The sequence below is a fragment of the Amycolatopsis sp. NPDC031561 genome, from assembly GCF_055580625.1.
Window position 1 is genome coordinate 124,767 of sequence record NZ_JBVILA010000024.1, and the last position, 18,092, is coordinate 142,858.

At 68.9% G+C, this 18,092-nt stretch carries 20 protein-coding genes and 1 rRNA gene; 16 read left to right on the top strand and 5 right to left on the bottom strand.

The annotated features are described in order from the left end of the window. Positions 1-52: 52 nt before the first annotated feature. Positions 53-1,036 carry an SMI1/KNR4 family protein gene (locus ACZ5IK_RS35285; protein WP_465491636.1) on the top strand — a complete coding sequence of 328 codons (984 nt, stop codon included), beginning with the start codon at positions 53-55 and terminating at the stop codon, positions 1,034-1,036. 6 nt (positions 1,037-1,042) lie between these two features. Here ACZ5IK_RS35285 and ACZ5IK_RS35290 read toward each other — a convergent pair whose 3' ends face one another. Further along, on the bottom strand, positions 1,043-1,387 hold the full coding sequence (locus ACZ5IK_RS35290) for a hypothetical protein (RefSeq protein ID WP_020630431.1): 345 nt from the start codon (positions 1,385-1,387) through the stop codon (positions 1,043-1,045). Between the two features lie 214 nt (positions 1,388-1,601). On the opposite strand from ACZ5IK_RS35290, the gene lpdA reads away from it, so the two are divergent. From lpdA to ACZ5IK_RS35330, 8 genes are all read left to right on the top strand, one after another. Beyond that, positions 1,602-2,975 carry a dihydrolipoyl dehydrogenase gene (gene lpdA / locus ACZ5IK_RS35295; RefSeq protein WP_465491637.1) on the top strand — a complete coding sequence of 458 codons (1,374 nt, stop codon included), beginning with the start codon at positions 1,602-1,604 and terminating at the stop codon, positions 2,973-2,975. A 56-nt stretch (positions 2,976-3,031) separates the two neighbouring features. After that, positions 3,032-4,801, top strand: a complete 1,770-nt coding sequence (sucB, locus tag ACZ5IK_RS35300) for a 2-oxoglutarate dehydrogenase, E2 component, dihydrolipoamide succinyltransferase (RefSeq protein ID WP_465491638.1) — start codon at positions 3,032-3,034, stop codon at positions 4,799-4,801. Between the two features lie 197 nt (positions 4,802-4,998). Continuing rightward, complete coding sequence (locus ACZ5IK_RS35305; RefSeq protein WP_465491639.1) at positions 4,999-6,105, top strand: serine hydrolase; 1,107 nt, start codon at positions 4,999-5,001, stop codon at positions 6,103-6,105. A 9-nt stretch (positions 6,106-6,114) separates the two neighbouring features. Further along, positions 6,115-6,582: an ArsR/SmtB family transcription factor gene (locus ACZ5IK_RS35310; protein WP_465491640.1), complete on the top strand. Its 468-nt coding sequence runs from the start codon at positions 6,115-6,117 to the stop codon at positions 6,580-6,582. A 37-nt stretch (positions 6,583-6,619) separates the two neighbouring features. Beyond that, positions 6,620-7,504 carry a TIGR01777 family oxidoreductase gene (locus ACZ5IK_RS35315; RefSeq protein ID WP_465491641.1) on the top strand — a complete coding sequence of 295 codons (885 nt, stop codon included), beginning with the start codon at positions 6,620-6,622 and terminating at the stop codon, positions 7,502-7,504. Then, complete coding sequence (locus ACZ5IK_RS35320; RefSeq protein ID WP_465491642.1) at positions 7,501-8,115, top strand: phosphatase PAP2 family protein; 615 nt, start codon at positions 7,501-7,503, stop codon at positions 8,113-8,115. Before ACZ5IK_RS35315 ends, ACZ5IK_RS35320 begins: the two co-directional genes overlap by 4 nt. A 10-nt stretch (positions 8,116-8,125) precedes the next feature. After that, positions 8,126-8,869, top strand: a complete 744-nt coding sequence (gene lipB / locus ACZ5IK_RS35325; protein WP_465491643.1) for a lipoyl(octanoyl) transferase LipB — start codon at positions 8,126-8,128, stop codon at positions 8,867-8,869. A 61-nt stretch (positions 8,870-8,930) separates the two neighbouring features. Further along, on the top strand, positions 8,931-9,212 hold the full coding sequence (locus ACZ5IK_RS35330; protein ID WP_465491644.1) for a hypothetical protein: 282 nt from the start codon (positions 8,931-8,933) through the stop codon (positions 9,210-9,212). Positions 9,213-9,276: 64 nt separating this feature from the next. Here ACZ5IK_RS35330 and ACZ5IK_RS35335 read toward each other — a convergent pair whose 3' ends face one another. After that, on the bottom strand, positions 9,277-10,212 hold the full coding sequence (locus tag ACZ5IK_RS35335) for an LLM class F420-dependent oxidoreductase (protein ID WP_465491645.1): 936 nt from the start codon (positions 10,210-10,212) through the stop codon (positions 9,277-9,279). A gap of 25 nt (positions 10,213-10,237) precedes the next feature. Next, entirely contained in the window at positions 10,238-10,855 is a 618-nt protein-coding gene (locus ACZ5IK_RS35340) for a TetR/AcrR family transcriptional regulator (RefSeq protein WP_093938700.1), read from the bottom strand. Between the two features lie 132 nt (positions 10,856-10,987). Between ACZ5IK_RS35340 and ACZ5IK_RS35345 the strand changes: the two genes are divergently transcribed. The 7 genes from ACZ5IK_RS35345 (at position 10,988) to ACZ5IK_RS35375 (ending at position 17,247) form a co-directional block, all read left to right on the top strand. Further along, positions 10,988-11,518, top strand: coding sequence for a hypothetical protein (locus tag ACZ5IK_RS35345; RefSeq protein ID WP_465491646.1), 531 nt, complete (start codon positions 10,988-10,990; stop codon positions 11,516-11,518). A gap of 43 nt (positions 11,519-11,561) precedes the next feature. Next, a complete protein-coding gene (locus ACZ5IK_RS35350) occupies positions 11,562-12,518 on the top strand; it encodes an oxidoreductase (RefSeq protein WP_465491647.1) in 957 nt (318 codons plus the stop codon). A 37-nt stretch (positions 12,519-12,555) separates the two neighbouring features. Beyond that, positions 12,556-13,557 (top strand): lipoyl synthase, encoded by a 1,002-nt coding sequence (lipA, locus tag ACZ5IK_RS35355; RefSeq protein WP_181773779.1) that lies wholly within the window; start codon positions 12,556-12,558, stop codon positions 13,555-13,557. A 61-nt stretch (positions 13,558-13,618) separates the two neighbouring features. Further along, positions 13,619-14,281 carry a DedA family protein gene (locus ACZ5IK_RS35360; RefSeq protein ID WP_465491648.1) on the top strand — a complete coding sequence of 221 codons (663 nt, stop codon included), beginning with the start codon at positions 13,619-13,621 and terminating at the stop codon, positions 14,279-14,281. Between the two features lie 9 nt (positions 14,282-14,290). Next, positions 14,291-15,157, top strand: a complete 867-nt coding sequence (locus ACZ5IK_RS35365; RefSeq protein ID WP_465491649.1) for a patatin-like phospholipase family protein — start codon at positions 14,291-14,293, stop codon at positions 15,155-15,157. Positions 15,158-15,264: 107 nt separating this feature from the next. Next, the gene (locus ACZ5IK_RS35370; protein ID WP_465491650.1) at positions 15,265-16,464 is read left to right on the top strand and encodes a L,D-transpeptidase; all 1,200 of its coding nucleotides are present in this window, start codon (positions 15,265-15,267) and stop codon (positions 16,462-16,464) included. Positions 16,465-16,479: 15 nt separating this feature from the next. Next, on the top strand, positions 16,480-17,247 hold the full coding sequence (locus ACZ5IK_RS35375; protein ID WP_465491651.1) for an SIR2 family NAD-dependent protein deacylase: 768 nt from the start codon (positions 16,480-16,482) through the stop codon (positions 17,245-17,247). 5 nt (positions 17,248-17,252) lie between these two features. Here ACZ5IK_RS35375 and ACZ5IK_RS35380 read toward each other — a convergent pair whose 3' ends face one another. Beyond that, positions 17,253-17,654, bottom strand: a complete 402-nt coding sequence (locus ACZ5IK_RS35380; RefSeq protein WP_410665534.1) for a nuclear transport factor 2 family protein — start codon at positions 17,652-17,654, stop codon at positions 17,253-17,255. 220 nt (positions 17,655-17,874) lie between these two features. Beyond that, positions 17,875-17,991 (bottom strand): 5S ribosomal RNA (gene rrf, locus ACZ5IK_RS35385). Positions 17,992-18,092 lie beyond the last annotated feature (101 nt).

An 18,092-nucleotide genomic window follows, 5' to 3' on the forward strand; every position in this document is an offset into this window, starting at 1 on the left:
AATACCGACGTCGGCCTGCCGTCGGCAGGCCCGGTGTGGCAAGGTCACTTCCGTGGACAGAGACGCGTATCTCGAAGGCGCGATCACGGACGTGCTCAGCGGCGACGACGCGACGCTCGACGACCGGATCGGGCACGCCGCGCTGCTGTTCGCCGCCTCCGGCGCGATGGCGGAAGCCGACAGGCTGATCACGCATTGGCACGCGCTCACCGAACGTCCCGTCACCGCGCTCGTGCCCGGCGCCGTGCAGGCCCGCGCGTGGGCGATGCTCTTCGACGCACAAGGGTCGCGGCCGGAGTGGGCGGCCGCGCTGACCCCGCTCGACCTCGACGCGGAAGAACGCGCCCACGACGCGTACCTCGCCCGCCGGGTGTCCGATCTCGACGGTCTCCTCGGCGGCTCCCCGATCGGCGAGGCCGTCTCGCACCTCGGGTCGTCGCGGCCGGATCGGTTACGCGAGGCCGTCACGCGAGGCGACGTCGACGCCTGGGCCGGGATCGCCTCGCGGCAGGCACGGCCGGACGTCGCCGTCCTCGCCGCGTCGAGGCGGCTCGCGCCGCGTCTGGTCGCGGGAGCCGACCCGCTCGGACTCGGCGAGTGGCCGGGGATGTGCGCCGGGGCGCTGGTCGCGGCGCTGTACGAGCGCTACCCGCCGGACACCGGTTCGTGGCGCGAAATGATCGCGGGCGTTCTCCGGCTGCGCGGCGGCGGCACCGCGCCCCCGGCGGCCTCGGCCCGGAACCTCGACGCGGCCGAAGCGCGCATCGGGCTCAGGCTGCCCGCCGACTACCGAGAGTTCCTGATGACCTGCGACGGCCTGCCCGCCGACGTCGTCTTCCCGCGTCTGCTCGGGACGGCGGAACTGCGCGCGGAAGGCGGGGTCGTCGTGATCGCCGACCCCGCTTCGGTGCTGCTCACCGCCGCCGGTGCCCAGTGGCGGACGGTCGAAATCGACCCGGCGCTGGGCACGACGGTGCATCCGACGTTCCGGGCCCTGCTGGAACGGCACCTACTCCTTCTGGCGCAGTCCGCCTGAACCTCGTCAGGCTTCGCCGCGCTTCTTCCGCTCGGTGTACTCACGCATCCGCTTCGGATAGCCGACCCGCGCCACCTCGTACACGGGGATCGACCGTTTGTGACCGAACTGCTGCGCCGCGTCGAGGCTCTCGATCCGGCGCCTCGTCCACTCACCATCGTGTGCGATGAGGACGACCGTGGTCTCCGTGACGTTGGTCTTGGGCTCCACGTAGGCCTCGACACCGGTCCTCGAAGAGGCCCACTCCTCAAGGTGCTTGAAGTCGTTTGAAGAGGCTTTCCGCAGCGTACCGGGCTTTTGCCCGCCTTTAGAGCGCCGGCGCAGCGAGTCGAACAGACCCACTCCGACCACCTCACTTCCCATTTGCGTCCGATGCCCATTATCCCGACCCGGGCGTGTGCTCACCGTGGCGACCCTGGTAGGCCGTGTCCCGTGGGTCACAGGACACGGCCTAGGTCGCAGGCCCGCCGCGCGTAGTGACAAGATGGCAAGTGTCCGCGCGCGCGTATACCGCGCGAAGCGGCGCCAGAGCACCACCCCTACCGCTTGCCGAGGAGTTACTGAAGTGACCGACACCTCCGCCGACCTTGTGATCCTGGGTGGCGGATCGGGCGGCTACGCCGCCGCGTTCCGCGCGGCCGAGCTGGGCCTTTCCGTCACCCTGATCGAAAAGGACAAGCTTGGCGGGACGTGCCTCCACCGAGGCTGCATCCCGACCAAGGCCCTCCTGCACGCGGCGGAGGTCGCCGACGAGACCCGCGACGCCGAGACCTTCGGTGTCAAGGCCGTGCTGGAAGGCATCGACATCGCCGGGGTCAACAAGTACAAGGACGGGATCGTCTCCCGCCTGTACAAGGGCCTGCAGGGCTTGGCCAAGGCGCACAAGGTGAACCTCGTCGAGGGCACCGGAACGTTCGTCGGCGGCACCACCGTCGAGGTCGACGGCACCCGCTACACCGGCAAGAACGTCATCCTCGCCACCGGCTCGTACTCGAAGACGCTGCCGGGCCTGGAGCTGGGCGGCCGCGTCATCGCGAGCGAGCAGGCCCTTTCGCTGGACTACATCCCGAAGAAGGTCGTCGTCCTCGGCGGTGGTGTCATCGGTGTCGAATTCGCGTCCGTCTGGGCGTCCTTCGGCGTCGACGTCACCATCGTGGAGGCGCTGCCCCGCCTGGTCCCGAACGAGGACGAGTACGCGTCCAAGCAGCTCGAGCGCGCTTTCCGCCGTCGCAAGATCGCCTTCAAGACCGGCGTCCGCTTCACCGGCGCCAAGCAGGACGACAACGGCGTCAGCGTTTCGCTGGAGTCCGGCGAGACGCTCGAAGCCGACCTGCTGCTGGTCGCCGTGGGCCGCGGCCCGAACTCGGCCGGGCACGGTTACGAGGAGGCCGGGGTCAAGATGGACCGCGGTTTCGTCCTCACCGACGACCGCCTCCGCACCAACCTGCCGAACGTCTACGCCGTCGGCGACATCGTCCCGGGTCTGCAGCTCGCGCACCGCGGCTTCCAGCAGGGCATCTTCGTCGCCGAGGAGATCGCGGGCCAGGAGCCGCGCGTGATCGACGAGAGCGGCATCCCGCGCGTCACCTACTCGCACCCCGAGGTCGCTTCGGTCGGTCTCACCGAGTCCCAGGCGAAGGAGAAGTACGGCTCCGACGTCACCACCTTCACCTACGACCTCGGCGGCAACGGCAAGAGCCAGATCCTCAAGACCTCCGGTGGGGTCAAGCTGATCAAGGCTCCGGAAGGGCCGGTCGTGGGCGTGCACATGGTGGGCGACCGCGTCGGCGAGCTGATCGGCGAAGCGCAGCTGATCTACAGCTGGGAGGCGTTCCCCGAGGACGTGGCTCCGCTCATCCACGCGCACCCCACCCAGACCGAGGCCCTCGGTGAAGCGTTCCTCGCCCTGGCGGGCAAGCCGCTGCACGTCCACAGCTGACGTCTCACCGTCGAAGAACCAGACCAAGCAAGACATATCAAGGGAGTCAGCGAACGATGGCCTACTCCGTCACGTTGCCGGAGCTCGGTGAGAGCGTCACCGAGGGCACCGTCACCCGGTGGTTGAAGCAGGAGGGCGACACCGTCGAGGTCGACGAGCCGTTGCTCGAGATCTCCACGGACAAGGTCGACACCGAGGTCCCCTCCCCGGTCGCCGGCAAGGTTGTGAAGATCAGCGCCCAGGAAGACGAGACCGTCGAGGTCGGCGGCGAACTCGCCGTCATCGACGACGGGACCGGAGGGGTGCCGGAGTCGTCCGGGTCCGCCGAGCCCGCCGCCGAAGAGGCGCAGCCGGAACCCGAGCCGGAGCCGGAGCCCGCGCAGGAGCAGGCGTCCGCGCCGTCCCAGCCGGACACCGCGCCCGCCTCCGGTGGTGAAGGCACCGAGGTGAAGCTGCCCGAGCTGGGCGAGAGCGTCACCGAGGGCACCGTCACCCGGTGGCTCAAGCAGGTCGGCGACAGCGTCGAGGTCGACGAGCCGCTGCTCGAGATCTCCACGGACAAGGTCGACACCGAGGTCCCGTCCCCGGTCGCCGGCACCGTGCTGGAGATCCGTGCCGGCGAGGACGAGACCGTCGAGGTCGGCGGCGTCCTCGCGGTGATCGGCGCGGCCGGATCCGCGCCGAAGGCCGAGGCCAAGCCCGAGCCCAAGCCGGAACCCAAGCCCGAGCCGAAGCCGGAACCCAAGCCGGAACCGAAGCCCGAGCCCAAGGCCGAAGCGGCTCCCGCGCCCGCGCCGAAGCCCGCCGAGGCACCGAAGCCCGCCGCGCAGCCCGCGGCGAGCAGCGACAACGGTTCGGACAGCTCGCCGTACGTGACGCCGCTGGTCCGCAAGCTCGCTTCCGAGCACGGCATCGACCTGTCGTCGCTGACCGGCAGCGGTGTCGGTGGCCGCATCCGCAAGCAGGACGTGCTCGCGGCCGCCGAGGCCAAGCAGAAGAAGGAAGCCCCGGCTCCCGCCGCACAGCCCGCCGCCGCGGCCCCGGCCGCGTCGACGGCACCGGCCGCTCCGCGCAAGGCCGCGGTTTCGCCGGAGCTCGCGGCACTGCGCGGCACCGTGCAGAAGGCCAGCCGGATCCGTCAGATCACCGCCATCAAGACCCGCGAGTCGCTGCAGCTTTCCGCTCAGCTCACGCAGGTCCACGAGGTGGACGTCACGAAGATCGCCAAGCTCCGCCAGCGGGCGAAGGCGGCCTTCAAGGAGCGCGAGGGCGTCAACCTGACGTTCCTGCCGTTCTTCGCGAAGGCCACCGTCGAGGCGCTCAAGCAGCACCCGAACGTCAACGCGTCCTACAACGAGGACACGAAGGAGATCACCTACCACGGTGCGGTGCACCTGGGGATCGCGGTGGACACCGAAAAGGGTCTGCTGTCGGTGGTCATCCACGACGCGGGTGAGCTCAGCCTCGCCGGTCTCGCGCACCGCATCGCCGACCTGGCTGGCCGCGCGCGTTCGGGCCAGATCAAGCCGGACGAGCTGTCGGGCGGCACCTTCACGATCACGAACATCGGCTCCAACGGCGCCCTGTTCGACACGCCGATCATCGTGCAGCCGCAGTCCGGCATGCTCGGTACCGGCGCGGTCGTGAAGCGCCCGGTCGTGATCGCGGACGCCGACGGCAACGACACGATCGCCGTCCGGTCGATGGCGTTCCTGCCGCTGACCTACGACCACCGCCTGGTGGACGGGGCCGACGCGGGCCGCTTCGTCACGACGATCAAGCAGCGTCTGGAAGAGGGCAACTTCGAGGACGAGCTCGGTCTCTGATCCTCCGGTAGTCCAGGAAGGCCCTCGTTCCGCTCCACGGGACGAGGGCCTTCCTCTTTATCCCCGCAATTCGTCCTCTGGTTGCGGTACTTGCGCACGGCACCTACCGCAACCAGAGGACTAGTTGCGGCGGTTTGACAGCCACCCAGAACTCTAGTATTCCGGAATTACGGAAAACAAGAGGGAGGGTGTCACCCATGCTGACAAGACGCCATCTGCTGGTGGGAGCCGCGGCCGGATCCGCGGCGCTGCTCCTGCCGGGGACCGCGAACGCCGCCGGACCGGATACGACGACCGGACAAGGCTGGCTCGACTGGATCACCGCGCACCGGCGCGATGTCTCCGTCCTGATCGACGACGGCGCGGGCCGCCGGGCCTCGCTGAACGCCCACGTCGACCGTGTCCTGGCCTCGTCGGTCAAGGTCGTGCATCTCAGCGCGTACGCCGCGGCCGTCGCCGAAGGCAGGCTCGATCCGGACGAACAGATCCGGGTCGGAGACTGGGACGCCCACCACCCGTTCGTCTCCGACGGCCGCGCGCACTTCCACGCGCTCAACTGGCTGGGTATCCCTTGCGACGACTACGGGATCGCCAAGGACCCCGAGCACCGCGTTCCGCTGGCGAGGCTCCCCGAAGCGATGATCTTCTTCAGCGACAACGCCGCCACCGACTACCTCCGCACCCGCCTCGGCGACCCCGCCCTCCGGTTGGCCGCGGCGCGGGGCGGCTGGAGCAGGCCCGACACCCGTTCACTCGGCGGCGAGGTCCTGATGCTGATGATGCCCGAGTACGCACCTCCGGCCGGGAGCCCGGTCGCGGTCCGGCGGGCGATGGGTGACGCGGTGGCGCGCCGGTTCGTGGCCGATCCCGCGTTCCGGGCCCAAGCGTTCGAGCGCTTCCCGGGGATGCCTGCCACCAGCGAAGCGCAGTGGCCGTTCACCAAGGGGCACGGCCGGGGTTCGGCGTCGGATCTGTTCTCGCTGCATCGCTGCTTGGCGACGGGCCGGTACCGGCCGGGTGGCACGCTGGCACGCGAGATCCTCGCGCTGCCGCTTTCGGACCGCGTCCCCGCCGGGGCGAGCGAAGTGCTCTTCAAGGGCGGGAACCTTCCTTGTTCACTGACCTTCGGGCTCTCCGTGCGATGGCCGGACGGCCGTGCCGGTACGGCGGCGGTACTGCTCACCGGTGTGAGCGACCAGGACATGCAGAACTTCCTGCCGCTTCTCGACGTCGTGCTCTCCGCGCTGTCCGCCCCGGCGGGGTTCACCGCCCTGCGGCGAGCGCTCGGCGGGCCGGAGGTATAGATAACCGGTATGAACGCTGAGCTCGCCGACCGGATCGCGGCCCTCGAAGAGCGGGTCGCCGCGCTCGAAGGACAGACCCGGGCCGAACCGCCCGCCGGGCCGGGAGGCCTGGTCGGGTATCGCGGCGAGCTCACCGATCCCGTCGAGCTGAGCTGGGCGATCAACGTCCTGCCGGGACCGATGCTGGCGCTGGAGGACGGGCCGCGGGTCGAGGTGCTCGCGGCCCTGTCCAGCACCGCACGGGTGGCACTCGTGCGGACGCTGGCGGAAAAGGGCACCCAGTCGGCGCCCGCCTTGCAGGAAGCCGCCGAACTCGGCTCCCCCGGCCAGCTCTACCACCACCTCAAGGCGCTGACCGGCGCCGGGATCGTCGAGCAGGACAAGCGGGGCAGCTATCGCCTCCGCCCCGCCGCGACGATCCCGGTGCTGGTGCTGCTCACCGCCGCGTCGGACGTGGCCGGGCAACTGCGAACCTGAGCGTGCGCCCGGATCGCGGATACGACACGATCGGATCATGCGAGTTCTGATCGCGGGTGCGAGCGGGCTGATCGGTACCTCCCTGACCAAGCGGCTCCGTGAGTCGGGGCACGAGGTGGTCCGGCTCGTGCGCCGGGAAGAGCGGGCCGCCGACGAACGCCGCTGGGATCCCCCCGCCGGGGAAATCGCCGACGGCGCGCTCGACGGCGTCGACGCCGTGGTGAACCTCGCCGGCGCGCCGCTGCTGCCCGGACGCTGGAGCGCGGCCCGCAAACAGGTCCTGCTCGACAGCCGGGTCGAACCGACGGAAGTGCTCGCCGAAGCCGTCGCCGAACACGGGATCCCGGTACTGGTCAACGCCTCCGCCGTCGGCTACTACGGTGACCCCGGTCCGTCCCTTGTGGACGAAAACAGCCCGGTGGGACGCGGTTTCCTCGCCGAACTCTGCACCGCGTGGGAAGGCGCCACCGAGACCGCGGCCACCGCGGGCGCCCGCGTCGTACGTGTCCGCACCGGGCTGGTCCTCGCCCGCAAGGGTGGACTTCTCGACGTCCTGCGGCCGCTTTTCCGGTTGGGGCTCGGCGGGAAGCTCGGCGACGGCAAGCAGTACATGCCGTGGATCTCGCTCGACGACGAGGTCGGCGCGATCGTTTTCGCGCTGGAGAACGAATCGCTGTCCGGCGCGGTGAACCTCAGCGGACCGCAGCCCGCCACGAACGCGGCGTTCACGAAGGCGCTCGGCCGGGCCGTGCACCGGCCGGCGTTCTGGCAGGTCCCCGGTTTCGCGATGAAGATCGCCCTCGGGCAGGCGGCCGAGGAGATGGCGCTGTTCGGGCAGCGCGCCCTGCCCCGCGCGCTGGAGGAGGCGGGCTACCCGTTCCGCCACCCGACCCTCGAGGACGCGCTGGCCGCCGCGACATGACCGTGCAGCGCGGTCTGTACTTCCTCGCCGGAGTCCTGCTGCTCATCGGCTTCGTCACCCTCGGGCTGCTCGTCGACGACCGGCCGCCGCCGGTGGACGTCGCCCTCGCCGACGCGTTCCGCGGGCAGTACACCCGGCCCGCCGGTCAGGTGGCCGAGCTGATCACGAACGTCCTCGGCCCGGTTCTGCCGTTCGCTCTGGGTGCCCTGCTGGTGGTGATCGCCTGGCGCAGCCGGGACCTGACCGTGTTGTGCGTCAAACTGGCCGTCGTCCTGCTGCTGTGCCGTCTGACCAGCCTGATCGCCAAACCGCTGTTCTACCGGGAACGGCCTCGCGAATTCCCCGATCTGAGTTACCCGAGCGGGCATGTCGTGGCCGTCGCCTGCACCGGGTTCGTCGCGGTGCTGTTGTGCGCGTGGACCCGCCCGCGCCTGACCCGCCTGGCGATCACGATCGCCGTCGCGGCGACGGTGGCCGGCGCGCTCTGCCGTGTCGTGCTGGGTGTGCACTGGCTGACCGACACGGCGGGATCCGTACTCGCCGTGGGCGGTGTCGGCCTGATTTCGGCGACCGGACTGGGCCTGCTGCCCCGGCCGAGGGATCCGGCGTAGTGTCGCGGACGTGAGCTCTTCGACCACGTCATGCCGTGCCACCAGCGAGCCCGTCGACGTCCGCGAGATCGGGACGATCGACTACACCGAGGCCTGGGAACTCCAGCGCCGGCACGTGACGGCCCGTGCCGACGGCGACGGCCCGGACACCATGTTGCTGCTGGAGCACCCGTCGGTCTACACCGCGGGCAAGCGCACCGAAGCCGAGGACCGGCCGACCGACGGCACCCCGGTGCTCGACGTCGACCGCGGCGGAAAGATCACCTGGCACGGGCCCGGCCAGCTGGTCGGCTACCCGATCGTCAAACTCGCCGACCCGATCGACGTCGTGCACTACGTGCGGCGTCTCGAAGAGGCCTTGATCACCGTCTGCGACCAGCTCGGCGTGCACACCGGCCGGGTCGAGGGCCGCAGCGGCGTCTGGATCCCCGCCGACGATCGCGGCGTGGAGCGGAAGATCGCCGCGATCGGCATCCGCGTCCAGCGCGGCGTGACCATGCACGGTTTCGAGCTGAACTGCAATCCCGACCTGGGCGCCTTCGACAAGATCGTCCCGTGCGGCATCCGGGACGCGGGCGTGACGTCGCTGTCGTACGAACTCGACCGCGAGGTCACCGTGGCGTCGGTCCTGCCGATGGCCCGCGAAGCCGTCCTCGCCGCGCTGGAGGGCGACCTCCCGGTGAACGACGAGCGCCGGCTGCCGCGCCCCGAAGCACCCGCCGCCCCCGGTGTCACTTTCGCCTTGCAGAACTAGTTTATGTGCCACCCTTCCCGGTAGGGCTCCGGAAACACCGGCGGCCCCACTGGGAGGAAACATGCGCAGATTCGCGCACGCCGTCGCGGTCATGGCCGCTGTCGGCGGAATGCTGGCCGCACCCGGCGTCGCGTCAGCGGCACCCCCGAGCTGCTGGACCGAGACCGACGGCTCGACCTGGGCCGCCGGCTTCTGTCCGGAGGGGTCCTACAAGGTCGTCGTCCAGTACTGCCGTCCGAACTGTCACCGGGAAGAGGGTTACCCGGCCACCAACGGCAGGCCTTCGGGGATCTCCTTCAGCCCCGGCGGCTCCATCGCCAGCGTGGACGTCGAGTACGTCTAGAAATCCGTGAAGGCCTCCTTCCCTACCTTGAGCGTAGGGAAGGAGGCCTTCACGGCATTCCGCGTCAGTCCAGCTGAGGAGCGACCTCGGAGGCGATCAGGTCGACCTGGTCCAGATCCGAGTGGTCCAGCAGCTGCAGGTAGAGCCGGGTGATCCCGGTCTTCTCCCGCCACTGCCCGATCTTCTCGACGACCTCCGACGGCGTCCCCGCGAGCCCGTTCTCACGCAGCTCGGAAACCTCACGCCCGATCACCGAAGCGCGCTTCGCCACCTCGGCCTCGTCGCGGCCCACGGCGACGACGAGCGCGACCGAGCGGAGGATCTCCTTGGGGTCGCGCCCGATCTCGCGGGCGGCGTCGTCGACCCGGCCGAACTGCTCGACCGCGAACTCCGGCCCCACGAACGGCAGGTTGAACTCGTCCGCGTAGCGAGCGGCGAGCGCCGGGGTGCGCTTCTTGCCGCCGCCACCGATGATCACCGGCGGCCGGGGTCGCTGAGCAGGCTTCGGCAGGCCGGGCGAGTCGACGAGCTTGTAGTGCTCGCCGTCGAAGGAGAAGGTCTCGCCTTCCGGCGTCTCCCACAGTCCGGTGACGACCGCGAGCTGCTCGGCGTAGCGGTCGAAGCGCTCCTTGATCGGCGGCAGGTCGAGGCCGTACGCGGTGTGCTCGTCGTCGTACCAGCCCGAGCCGATGCCGAGCTCGACGCGGCCGCCGGACATCTGGTCCACCTGCGCGACCGAGATCGCGAGCACCGAAGGGTGCCGGAAGGTGGCGGCGGTGACGAGGGTGCCCAGCCTCACCCGGCTGGTCTCACGGGCGAGACCCGCGAGGGTGATCCACGCGTCGGTCGGCCCCGGCAGACCGGTCGCCGAACCCATCTTCAGGTAGTGGTCACTGCGGAAGAAGGCGTCGTAACCCGCGTCCTCGGTGGCCTTGGCCACCCGGAGCAGGTCTTCGTAGCTGGCCCCCTGCTGGGGCTCGGTAAAGATCCTGAGGTCCACGAAGGCCACCATATAGAGGAGGCCGTCAGCTCGCTTTCCCGTGTTCGGCGGGCGGAACACGGCGGAATCCGACGAGCAGCCGCACCAGGACCTCTTCGACCTGGGCGCTGACCTTCTTCGGCTCCGGCGAACTCGCGATCTCGATCGCGGCGCTCGACAGCGCGCCGAACAGCAGCCGCGCGGTGACGTCCACCGGGACGTCGTCGACCTCGCCGACCTCGATGAGCGACTGGATCCCGGTGCGGACCAGGCCGAAACTGCACCGTTCCTCAGCCTCGCGCCACCGTTCCCAGCCCATCACCACCGGGGCCTCGTGGATCGCGATCCGCTGGTACGCCGGGTCGAGACAGCTCTGCAGGAAGCCTCGCAGCCCGGCGAGCGCCCGCTCCCACGGCGAGTCCGGGCCGTTCATGATCTTTTCGAGCCTGTCGAAGACCTGGCTCTCGACGGTGTCGAAGGCAGCCTCGAAAAGCGCCTGCTTGCCACTGAAATGGTGGTAGAGCGCGCCCTTCGTCACCCTGGCCCGCTTGGCGATCTCGTCGAGAGACGTGCCGGCGTACCCGCGTTTGGTGAACAGCTCCACGGCACTCTCGACGAGTGCCGACCGGGTGGACTCGGAATAGTCCAGCCGCCTTGACCTCATTGTCGCCACCTTCACAACTTTACGCCGCCGGCCCCGCACCATACTCATGGTATGTTGGCTGCTGTCAGGTCCGTACCGGGAGTATGCCGCAAACCTGCGGTATGAACCGGGTCACGGAGGGGAGCCCACATCATGAGCTGGAACGACTTCTACCAGCGGCGCGACATCCTCGAAGCCGCACTCCGACAGGCGGGTCACCACCCGTCCGAGGCGATTTCACTTGAAGAAATCCCTGGCGCCACCCAGTACTTCGCGACCGAAGAGGAGCTTCTGGTCGCGCTCCGGTACAAGTGGGACCAGGTGTTCGCCGGCCACCTGCGCGCCGAGATGACCGATCCGGACTACGCCGATCAGGATCTCGCGCTCGACAGGGTCGAGGCCGTCACCCGTGCCTGGAACAGCGCCACAGCCGAACACGAGACCCTCCGCGCCGTCCTCGACGCGGCCCTCGAACGGTGCCCCGCGCTGATCCCGTCCCACGAAGCCGAACTGCGCACTCTCGCGCTGACGGCGGGACTGGCCGACGGCGACGAACCGACCGGAGAGATCACCCAGGTCGGCAGCGCTTTCGCCACCCTGCTCCGGCACGGCCGTCACGCGAAGCCCGCCCGCCGCCGCAGCCCGATGGGACACCTGCTCCGGTTGCTCGCACCGAGCGCGTGATCCGGCCTGGCGGGGCCACCGCCGATGTAGTTAGGTGACCGACATGGCTGCTCACGCGCGCTGGACCGAGGCCGACATCCCTGATCAGACCGGGCGGACCTGTTTCGTCACCGGCGCGAACTCGGGACTCGGACTCCGGACCGCCGAGGTGCTCGCGGGCAAGGGGGCCCGCGTGCTGCTCGGCTGCCGGTCGCCGGAGCGCGGCGCGAAGGCGCTGGAGCAGGTCCGCTCGGCCGCGACCGGGGAAGCACCCGAGCTCGTCCGCCTGGACCTCGCCGACCTCGAGTCGGTCCGCGAAGCCGCGAAGAAGGGCCAGGAGCTGTCAGGCGGCAAGCTCGACCTCCTGGTCAACAACGCGGGCGTGATGGCGACCCCGCGCGGCCACACCAAGGACGGTTTCGAGACCCAGTTCGGCACGAACCATCTCGGGCACGCGGTGCTGACCTGGCTGCTGATGCCGTCCCTGCGCGGCGGCTCGGGAGCGCGGGTCGTGACCCTGTCGAGCGTCGCGGCGACAGGCGCGCGCATCGACGTCGCCGACCCCAACTTCGAACGCCGGATGTACAACCCGGGCTCGGCCTACGGCCAGTCGAAACTCTCCAATCAGGTGTTCGCGCTCGAACTCGACCGCAGGCTGCGCGCCGCGGGCGAGGGCGTCATCAGCGTGGCGGCGCACCCCGGCTACACGTGGACCGGCCTCGGTTCGGGGATGGCCCGCTCGTACCGCAACCCGGTGGTGCGCGCGCTCGTCGGCGCGGGCAACCGGATCGGCGAGATCTTCATCGCGCAGAACGCCCGTCAGGGCACGCTCCCGCAGCTGTTCGCGGCGACCTCCCCCGAGGTCCGGGGCGGCGATTACATCGGCCCTCGCGGGCTCGGCGGACTTCGCGGCGCCCCGGTCAAGGTGCGGCCTTTGCCCGCCGCGAGGAGCGAATCGCTCGGTGCCGCGTTGTGGGACGTGACCACCAAGTTGACGGGCGTCACCCCCGACCCCGCGTGAGCGGCGACCACTACACCGGCGAGCGTAGGGTGACGGTGTGAGTGCTGCCCCAGATGGCCGCAAGCTGTTGCGGCTCGAGGTCCGGAATTCCCAGACTCCCATCGAAAAGAAGCCGTCTTGGATCAAGACGCGCGCCCGGATGGGACCGGAGTTCACCGAACTCAAAGGCCTGGTGCGCCGCGAAGGCCTCCACACCGTCTGCGAAGAAGCCGGTTGTCCCAACATCTACGAATGCTGGGAAGACCGTGAAGCGACCTTCCTGATCGGTGGCGACCAGTGCACGCGGCGCTGCGACTTCTGCCAGATCGACACCGGCAAACCCGCCGAGCTGGACCGCACCGAGCCCCGCAAGGTCGCCGAGAGCGTCCAGGCGATGGGCCTGCGCTACTCGACGGTGACCGGCGTCGCCCGTGACGATCTCGAAGACGGCGGAGCGTGGCTGTACGCCGAAACCGTGCGCCAGATCCACGCGCTGAACCCCGGCACCGGCGTCGAGCTGCTGATCCCGGACTTCAACGCCGACCCCGACCAGCTCGCCGAAGTCTTCGGCTCGCGTCCCGAGGTGCTCGCGCACAACGTCGAGACCGTGCCGCGGATCTTCAAGCGCATCCGCCCCGGCTTCCGCTACGCGCGGTCGCTGGAAGTCATCACGCGGGCCCGTGAGGCCGGTCTGGTGACGAAGTCGAACCTGATCCTCGGCATGGGCGAGACCCCCGACGAGGTCGCGCCCGCGATGAAGGACCTGGTCGACGCCGGCTGCGAAATCCTCACGATCACCCAGTACCTGCGTCCCTCGCCGCGGCACCACCCCGTCGACCGCTGGGTCAAGCCGGAGGAGTTCGTCGAGCACTCCAACGCCGCCGAGGCCATGGGCTTCGCCGGTGTGATGGCGGGGCCGCTGGTCCGGTCCTCGTACCGCGCCGGGCGTCTCTTCGCGCAGACGAAGGCGCGCCGCGGCGAAGCGCTGTCGGAGAACCTGGCCCACCTCGCCGCCGAAGGGACCGCCGCACAGGAAGCCAGCTCGCTGCTTGCCCGGTGACTCCGGTCACCCTCACCGCGACCTCGCCACCCGAAAGGTCACGAATCAGTAATGTGACCTGGTGGCGTTGGTAACGGATCTTCTCGATTGGCTGCAGGGACTCCCCGAACCGGGACTGGTCGCGGCGACCGGCGGACTGGTGTTCGCCGAATGCACCATCGGGCTCGGCTTCATCGCGCCCGGCGAGTCGGGGCTGCTGGTCGCTGCCACGACGGCGACGTCGGTCTCCCGTTTCCTGACCCTGTGGGCGGTCGTGACGGTCTGCGCCGCGCTGGGCGACTCGCTCGGCTACGCGATCGGCAAACGCTTCGGCCCGCGCCTGCGCGAGACGAAGCTGATCCGCAAGTACGGCCTCGACGCCTGGGACAAGGCCACGGGCGTGCTCGAACGGCGAGGCGCGTGGGCGGTGTTCTTCGCCCGGTTCCTCCCGGTGATCCGCACGCTGACCCCGGCGGCGTCCGGCACCTCGGGCCTGCCGTTCCGCAAGTTCCTGCCTGCCGCCGCGGCCGGTGCGGCCTGCTGGTCGGCGATCCACATCGGCATCGGCGCCGCCCTCGGCGAGGCCGCGAAGAAGGTCGAAGGCGTGCTGAACACCGGCGGCCTGGCCATCGTCGGCGTGCTCGTCGGCGTCGCCGTGTTCTTCCTGCTGCGCTACAAGAAGAAGAAAGCGCTCGGTGTCACAGCCGAAGAAGCCACCCCGGCGAAAGTCGGCGCGGACGACTAGATTCCGGGCATGGCCGCCCTGAACCTGCCCCAGCCGATCGGTTTCGTCCTCGGCGGCGGAGGCAGCCTCGGCGCCATGCAGGTCGGGATGCTGCAGGCGCTCTCGGAAGCCGGCGTCGCCCCGGACCTCGTCGTCGGCACCTCGGTGGGTTCCCTGAACGCCGCCGTCCTCGCGCTCGGGGACGAATCGGGTGACCGGCTGAACCGGATCTGGTCGCGGATGACGCGGCACGAGGCGTTCCCCGGCGGCGTGCTCAGCCAGGTGCGGACCCTGCGGCACAGCAAGACCAACCTGTTCCCCAACACCGGGCTGTCCGCGATCGTCGACGAGCACATCGGCGAGGGCATCCGGTTCGAGGATCTCGCGCTGCCGCTGGGTGTCGTGGCGACGGATGTCGACACCGCCGAGCCACTGCTCATCCGCTCAGGGCCCGTTCTGGCGCCGCTGCTGGCCAGCTGCGCGATCCCGGGGATCTATCCGCCGGTGCCGTTCGGGGACCGCATGCTCTACGACGGCGGCCTGGTCGCCAACGTGCCGATGCGCCAGGCACTCGCGATGGGCGCGAAGTCGCTCGTCGTCCTCGACTGCGCCTTCCCCGGCAAAATGCCCGGAACCCCGCAGACCTTCGCCGAGGTGATGATGTTCACCGCGATGATCAGCATGCGGAACCAGGCCGTGCTGGAGGCTCCGATCGCCGCGGCCGAAGTGCCCGTGGTCTACGTGCCGGGACCGAAGCCGGTGCGGGTCAGCCCGCTGGACTTCAGTCACACCACGACTTTGACCGCCGAGGCCTACGACGCCGCGAAGACCTATTTGGGTGAATTGAGCGTGGATGGCCCTGGTCTTTATGGTGCGCCAGGTCTCGTCGTGGCCTGACGAGCAACCATCCGGCATCGATCACGTCTTCTTGGTCGCGTACGTTTGAAAAAGGACCTTTCCGTTTACCGAGCGACGTACTGGTTACATTTTAAAGAGAGAATTATATGTTTCCCAAGAAGACATTACTTTCGACGGCCGGAATGCTCGCCGCGATACTGCTGATCTCGGCCTGTTCGTCCTCGGGCGGGAACGGTCCCGCGAATTCGACCGGCACCGGTGCCGAATCGGGCGAAAGCCCGGTTTCGGTGACCATCGATCCGGCGGGCGGGACCGACGTCAATCCGGCGACCCCGGTGGTGGTCAAGGTCGAGCACGGCAAACTGACCGACGTCACGGTCAGCAACGCCGACAAGGGCAACCAGGTCAAGGGCGAACTGGCGGGCGACGGGCTCAGCTGGAAGACCGTCGAACCGCTCGGCTACGGCAGCACCTACAAGATCGTGGCGCACGCCCAGGGCGCCGACGGAAAGCCTGTGGAGCAGCAGAGCAGGGTGTCCACCCTGAGCCCGAAGCAGCAGGCGAACCCCAACCTGATCCCGGCGCCCTCGGCGGTCGCGTCCGGCGGGGTCGGCGTCGGGCAGCCGATCGTGTTCGCGTTCGGCCAGCCGGTGAAGAACAAGGCCGAGGTGGAGAAGAAGCTGTCGGTGGAGTCCACGCCGAAGCAGGAGGGCTCCTGGTACTGGATCGACGACAAGAACGTCCATTACCGCCCGAAGGTGTACTGGCAGCCGGGGACGACGCTCAAGGTGTCGGCGATGATCTACGGCGTCGATTTCGGCAATGGCGTCTACGGCGCGACCGACCGCACCGAAACGTACAAGGTGCACGATTCCTGGGTCGCGAAGGCCGACGGCAACACCGAGCAGATGCAGATCTTCCACAACGGCCAGCCGGCGAAATCGATGCCCATTTCCATGGGCAAGGACGCCACGCCGACGCATTTGGGCGCGCACGTCATTTCGGACAAACACGAGAATTACACGATGGACTCGTGCACCTACGGCGTCTGCCAAGGACAGCCGGGGTACTACAAGGCGAACGAGAAATGGTCGCTGCGCATCTCCAACGACGGCGAGTTCGTCCACGAGAACCCGAACAGCGTCGGCGCGCAGGGCAGCTCGAACGTGTCGCACGGCTGCATCAACCTCAACGCCGCCAACGCCCAGTGGTTCTACCAGAACATGGGGCTCGGCGACGTCGTCGAGGTGACCAACTCGGGCGGCCCGCAGCTGCCGGTGTGGGACCTCTACGGCGACTGGTCGAAGTCGTGGGCGGACTGGCAGGCGGGCAGCGCCGTCAAGTAGGGGCATGATGGGCCGGTGACCACCACCGGCCCCGATGCCGCACTGAGCAAGGCCCGCACGCTCGTGGCCGGCGCCGGCCGGATCGTCGCACTGACCGGCGCCGGGATCTCCACGGATTCGGGCATCCCCGACTTCCGGGGCCCGCAAGGCCTGTGGACCCGCGACCCGGCCGCGGAGAAGATGTCGAACCTCCAGGCATACCGAGGCAGTCGCGAAGTCCGGGAACGGACCTGGCAGGCACGGCTGGTGCACCCCGGCTGGGATGCGGTGCCGAACGCCGCGCACTACGCGCTCGAACGCCTGTCGCCGACGCACATCGTCACCCAGAACATCGACCGCCTGCATCAGAAGGCGGGTTCTCCGCCGGAGCAGGTGCTGGAACTGCACGGGACGATGTTCGAGTCCGCCTGCCTGTCCTGTGACGATCACCGGGACATGCGCGCGACCCTGGAGCGCGTCCGGGCGGGCGAAACCGATCCACCCTGTCTGGAGTGCGGCGGCATCCTGAAGTCCGCCACGATCTCGTTCGGCCAGCACCTGGATCAGACCCTGCTCCGGGCGGCGCGTGCCGTTGTCTCCGAGAGCGATCTCCTGCTGGTGGCAGGGTCTTCGCTGAGCGTGCAGCCGGCCGCTTCGCTGGTGAGTGTCGCTTCACGGGCTGGGGCCGACGTGGTGATCTTCAATGGTTCCGAGACGCCATATGACTCGATGGCGACCGCGGTCGTCCGCGGCCCGCTCGGTGAGACGCTCCCGGCCCTCACTGCTTCGGGTCACGTCTCGTGAGTGGGTCAGGATGCGGCTGACGGAAGGTCCATGATGCCGGTGGCTTGCGACCAGACACAACGCCACGTGCCGCCGGCATTCGTGTAGACGTCGGTGTGCCAGGCCTCGTGCCGCGGGATGTCCGCGCCGTCGACGGTGAGTTCGATGAAGCACCGGTAGCGGAGGACGACGACGTCGGTGCCGACGATGGCGTCCACGTCGCCGGTCAGCTCCAGTTCCCGGTAGGCGACCCGCCCGGTGGTGAGGAGATCCAGGTACTCGGCCTTCGTCCACACGGTGCCGGTCGGGTTGCACAACCGGTACTCCGCGGCGTGCAAGCGGTCGTAGGTACCGCGATCCACGTCGAGGAGACATTGGATCCGATCCTGCTCGGCCTTGATCACTTGGCCGGCCACATCGTCGGTCATCCCCGCTCCTGTTCGCTCGATCGGTTCTGGTCGACGACACGTGCGCCATCTGTGCCGGTGCCGAGTCCTTGAGCATGGCCGTCGGCTTCACGGTATCGGGGGACCAGGAGTACGTCACGTGACCGCATGAGGCCTGATCGGGTATGCAGAAAAGGGTCCAGGCCCCGGGAGAACTCGTGGTTCTCGACCGGGGCCTGGACCCTTTTCTTTCTTAATGTTAGTCCGGCGGTGTCCTACTCTCCCACAACCCTTCGGTTGCAGTACCATCGGCGCTGTCAGGCTTAGCTTCCGGGTTCGGAATGGGACCGGGCGTTTCCCTGACGCTATAACCACCGAAACACTATGAAACAACCACTTCCACCTGATATTGACTGGTGGTTGTGTGGTGTTTCAGAGCTGTAGAGTGGATGCGTAACATCTTTGTGGGCAAGTCCTCGG

What these genes read in the sequence shown, in the direction of transcription:
- sucB (WP_465491638.1), top strand. Translation starts at nt 3,032, where the DNA reads ATGGCCTACTCCGTCACGTTGCCGGAGCTCGGTGAGAGCGTCACCGAG.
- ACZ5IK_RS35305 (WP_465491639.1), top strand. Translation starts at nt 4,999, where the DNA reads ATGCTGACAAGACGCCATCTGCTGGTGGGAGCCGCGGCCGGATCCGCG.
- ACZ5IK_RS35310 (WP_465491640.1), top strand. Translation starts at nt 6,115, where the DNA reads ATGAACGCTGAGCTCGCCGACCGGATCGCGGCCCTCGAAGAGCGGGTC.
- ACZ5IK_RS35315 (WP_465491641.1), top strand. Translation starts at nt 6,620, where the DNA reads ATGCGAGTTCTGATCGCGGGTGCGAGCGGGCTGATCGGTACCTCCCTG.
- ACZ5IK_RS35320 (WP_465491642.1), top strand. Translation starts at nt 7,501, where the DNA reads ATGACCGTGCAGCGCGGTCTGTACTTCCTCGCCGGAGTCCTGCTGCTC.
- ACZ5IK_RS35330 (WP_465491644.1), top strand. Translation starts at nt 8,931, where the DNA reads ATGCGCAGATTCGCGCACGCCGTCGCGGTCATGGCCGCTGTCGGCGGA.
- ACZ5IK_RS35340 (WP_093938700.1), bottom strand. Translation starts at nt 10,855, where the DNA reads ATGAGGTCAAGGCGGCTGGACTATTCCGAGTCCACCCGGTCGGCACTC.
- ACZ5IK_RS35345 (WP_465491646.1), top strand. Translation starts at nt 10,988, where the DNA reads ATGAGCTGGAACGACTTCTACCAGCGGCGCGACATCCTCGAAGCCGCA.
- ACZ5IK_RS35350 (WP_465491647.1), top strand. Translation starts at nt 11,562, where the DNA reads ATGGCTGCTCACGCGCGCTGGACCGAGGCCGACATCCCTGATCAGACC.
- ACZ5IK_RS35365 (WP_465491649.1), top strand. Translation starts at nt 14,291, where the DNA reads ATGGCCGCCCTGAACCTGCCCCAGCCGATCGGTTTCGTCCTCGGCGGC.
- ACZ5IK_RS35370 (WP_465491650.1), top strand. Translation starts at nt 15,265, where the DNA reads ATGTTTCCCAAGAAGACATTACTTTCGACGGCCGGAATGCTCGCCGCG.
- ACZ5IK_RS35380 (WP_410665534.1), bottom strand. Translation starts at nt 17,654, where the DNA reads ATGACCGACGATGTGGCCGGCCAAGTGATCAAGGCCGAGCAGGATCGG.